A 3,948-nucleotide genomic window follows, 5' to 3' on the forward strand; every position below is an offset into this window, starting at 1 on the left:
GATGAATGTGTTGGTAGCTGTCGCAGACGTGCCGCTGAATACGTCAATATCGACAGACTATCCACTCGGTCCGCTCTCAATGGATGATCGCTCCGCGTTCGGATGCTGAAGGGATACTGTATAGCCCTGCACGAACATCGAACTTGCGTTGTAATAAGTCAGCATTCGCAACCAAAACGCGATAATCAGGATGGGTTTGCGCCCCCGGGAAGAGTTGTTCAAGTGTGATGACCGCACGACCCAAATGTTGTATGCACTGCAAGCGTAGTTCCTGCGGCACGTTACGCTGTTCGGCAACCTCGATCAGGTGCTCCAATGCAGAGCGTGCGTAGCGGTGCATCATCTGTTTGTTACCGAGCTCATTAAATAGAGTGGCAAGATTGAATGCAGCGATGTTGTAAGTCATTGGTGCATAGTGGCAAGCAGCACTTTCAGAATGAGCCTTATCAAACATGGCACTAGCTTCAGTTAGCGCCCTCTCATAGTACCGTTGTGCATCGAGTAGGTTTCCGCGCTCAAGCGATTCGTTACCTGCTTGCGTAAACCTCGCCCACTGGCTGTCGATACTATCTCTGGGCATTGCGTTTTGAGTTGTTCTACGCATCGTAAACTCCTCTAGATTTGAAGATTCGATAGGCGCTTTCGACATTGGGGTAGCGCCAACTAAAAGATCCCTTTGCTTTAAAAGTTAGCATTGGCTAAACTTTTTAGCAAAGGTTGAATTAATCTTTGGCAACAGACCTCGATAGCAATGGCGAAAGCGGCCCCGGCTGGTCACGTCGGGTACCACCGCTGATAGGAATCAAGGAGACTCACATGGCTTTTTTACTTCCCGAGCTGCCCTACGACCGTAGCGCCTTGGCACCGCATATGTCGCTCGAAACGCTCGATTACCATTATGGCAAGCACCACAACACCTATGTCACCAAAGCAAACGAGGCGATTAAGAACACCGCCGATGCATCGCTAAGCAACGCTGACTTGCCCGAGCTCATGATTCGCGAGAGAGAGGGATTTCTCTTCAACCAAGCTGCGCAAATCTGGAACCATACTTTCTTCTGGCACTGCCTAACCCCCGGCGGCTCCTCGCCTACAGGTGATTTGATCCGAGAGCTGGACCGATATTTTGGCTCATTAGAAGAGTTCAAACAGCAGTTCTCGGATGCTGCACAGAAGGTCTTCGGCGCAGGATGGACGTGGCTGGTCATCGATGGAAATAGTCTCAAGATTGTCAATACACCCAACGCCGAGAATCCGTTGCTTAACGGGCAGACACCGTTGTTGACCGTGGATATGTGGGAACACGCTTACTACATCGATCACCGCAATGCGAAGCCGAATTTCCTTGAAAGTTTTTGGGCACTAGCGGATTTTGAAAAAGTGGCACGGCGTCTAAATAACTAATTGCACAAGGTCGAGACAGAAGGTTACGGGGCCTAAATTCCCGTAACTTTCACCGATATGCCGGGAGAGTCTCTGAAAAAGTTCCTGACTTTAGCAACAATACGGTCATCGACAACTGTGCAAGATTCAACGCCGCCATAGATCAGGTCACCTCCTCAGAAGTCGAGCATCAGAACGAGCAGCGTAAGGCTCGCCGCGAACTATTAAAGCAGCTACACACAGCACAAAAACTACGACTTTATCGAGGTTAAGCCAGACGATGAAAGCGGTTTTGAAATCTTCATTATTCAGGAATAGCGAGGTAAGATGCCTGTTTAAGGGTGTATTTTTTACGCATCCTGCAACATGTTTAAGTATTGGAGTTAGCAAGCGGCATTGATGTTCCTTTCTCAAGCGTTGAGCGACTTATAAGCAACATACGATATATGAAAAAAAAGAGGGGAAGTAGTTACAGGTCGAGTAAACATACCAGCACGTTTATTCAATCAATGGGGGCAGTCTAAGGCCTAATAAGAGCTAAACCCTGTCCTTGTTAGGGGAGAATGAACATGGGTTTTTCAGCCCAGATCGTACCTGTCGTAGTAGTTTTGGCTGCGAATTGATTGAGCGGCCCGAATTTTTCCCTACGTTGGGAATGAGTGGCGGCGCTGTTTGGCTGGTCGACAATGATAAGTATTACCGCTATTCCGTTTGTGTTGCTTTCTTGGCCCAAAACAGCCAGGTAGTGAGATATTTTCCTCAGATTGCGGGATTCTGCTTAATTACGGCCCTGTTCCGCGATTATGAAAAAAATCTCCTCCCCTATTTCCATGGGGCTGAGGTTCATAATCTCATCGAATCAGGTCGCTACTGTGACTCTTGCTTTTAACAAAGCTAGACACTGCGACGTCCACTATATTGCGCTTTCAGCTCCTCTCGGTGGGTACGCATACTGTAAATGCCATATCGGAGACGACAAAAGACTGCCCTTGGCCGATGTAAGGGGGGGCAGCCCTAGCGATCAATGAGTATTGAAGACGTTCAAAAGGTTAGGGTCCTGCTCTCCAGAGAATTGTACGTTAAATCACGACAAGGTTCAGCTCGTTAGACCTTTGTGAGTAGGCACGAAACCACTCAGTAGACGATCAATTTCCTCGGCGGGCATTGGGCGGAAGAAGAAGAACCCCTGGATGAGGTCGCAATGCATGTCGCGAAGCAATGACAACTGTTCGGCGTTTTCGACGCCCTCGGCCACTACTTCCAACCCCAATCGATGACCGATGAGGATAGCACCCTCCATGATGGCCCGATCCTTCGGCTGCGTGGGAGCGTCTTGGATGAAAGAGCGGTCAATCTTCAGGGCTGTGACTGGAAAGTGCTTGAGGTAGCTCAGAGATGAGTAGCCGGTCCCGAAGTCATCAAGAGCAATGTGAAAGCCGCGATGATAGAGGCGCCGAAGGTCCTCAATGGCGGTCTCGTCGGCTTCTATCAGGACATTCTCGGTCAGTTCAATGCCGATATCCCGAGGTGCTAAGCCGTGACGCTGCAACGCATCCTCAAAGCGCTTGAGGGCACCGCGACCCACCAGTTGACGCCCTGATACATTGATATCGATGCGGTGTTCATGAAATCCCTTGGACCGCCACTCTTCCTGCTGGCGGCAAGCCTCTTCTATGACCCAATCGCCTAGACGATGAATCAAGCCGGAATATTCGGCCAGCGTGATGAACTCGGCTGGTGAGATCGTCGGGCCCTCAGCAGGCTCCCAGCGTATTAAGGCCTCAAGATTCTCTATTCGGCCACTGGCTGCTGAAACCTGGGGCTGGTAATGGAGGGAGAACTCATCGTTGTCCAAAGCTTCCTTGAGTCGTGCCAAGAGGTAGTGCTGGCGAACTAGTTCATCATGGAGCTTCTGTTGGAAGAAGCATACAGCACCCCGCCCCTCCAGTTTGGCACGATTCTTGGCAACATCGGCATTACGGATCAATTCTCGTGATGATTCGCCATTCTCTGGAAAGAGCGCCACACCTAGGCAGGCCGTAACCTGACGCTCTCGACCGTCCAGGAAGAAGGGTTTGCGAAAGACATTTTGGACATGACGAACGATCCGTCTGACGTCGGAACTCAAATAGACGCCGGGAAAGGCCAGCACGAATTCATCGCTAGAAACACGAGACACCAGCTCAGTGACTCGTTGGCACTCTTTCAGTCGCCGAGTAAGCCCAATGAGTAGACGATCGCCCTGATCATAGCCAAGAGCATCATTAATTTCGACGAAGTTGTCGATATCTAGGTAGAGGGTGGTGAGACCATTGCCCCGGCGTCGACAGGCATCCAATAGGCTGTCTAGGTTGATTTCAAAGGACTGGCGATTCGGGAGATGGGTGAGCCAGTCGAAATGGGTAGCAAATTTCAGGTCGCGATGGGCGCGCTTTTGGTCAGATAGATCGACATCCACGCAGAATAACAAGGGTGAATCGGTATGCTCATTGAGCATCAGATGTTGTGAAAAAACCGATATCAGTTCACCAGTTTTGTGTTTGAGTTCAAGCTCACTGGCGGGTA

3 protein-coding genes are annotated in these 3,948 nt (G+C 50.2%); 1 reads left to right on the forward strand and 2 read right to left on the reverse strand.

Annotated elements, in window-relative coordinates:
- Nucleotides 1-76: 76 nt before the first annotated feature.
- Nucleotides 77-604: a hypothetical protein gene (locus tag ACT3XD_RS19325; protein WP_089037376.1), complete on the reverse strand. Its 528-nt coding sequence runs from the start codon at nucleotides 602-604 to the stop codon at nucleotides 77-79.
- A gap of 212 nt (nucleotides 605-816) precedes the next feature.
- Between ACT3XD_RS19325 and ACT3XD_RS19330 the strand changes: the two genes are divergently transcribed.
- Nucleotides 817-1,404 carry a superoxide dismutase gene (locus ACT3XD_RS19330; protein ID WP_192539894.1) on the forward strand — a complete coding sequence of 196 codons (588 nt, stop codon included), beginning with the start codon at nucleotides 817-819 and terminating at the stop codon, nucleotides 1,402-1,404.
- A 1,075-nt stretch (nucleotides 1,405-2,479) separates the two neighbouring features.
- On the opposite strand, the gene ACT3XD_RS19335 is transcribed toward ACT3XD_RS19330, so the two are convergent.
- Nucleotides 2,480-3,948 (reverse strand): putative bifunctional diguanylate cyclase/phosphodiesterase (locus ACT3XD_RS19335; protein WP_444280685.1); only part of this gene is annotated, 1,469 nt, incomplete at its 5' end.

It is taken from the genome of Halomonas sp. AOP7-B1-5, from assembly GCF_052353045.1.
Classification (GTDB): Bacteria; Pseudomonadota; Gammaproteobacteria; order Pseudomonadales; family Halomonadaceae; genus Vreelandella; species Vreelandella colorata.

What these genes read in the sequence shown, in the direction of transcription:
- ACT3XD_RS19325 (WP_089037376.1), bottom strand. Translation starts at nt 604, where the DNA reads ATGCGTAGAACAACTCAAAACGCAATGCCCAGAGATAGTATCGACAGC.
- ACT3XD_RS19330 (WP_192539894.1), top strand. Translation starts at nt 817, where the DNA reads ATGGCTTTTTTACTTCCCGAGCTGCCCTACGACCGTAGCGCCTTGGCA.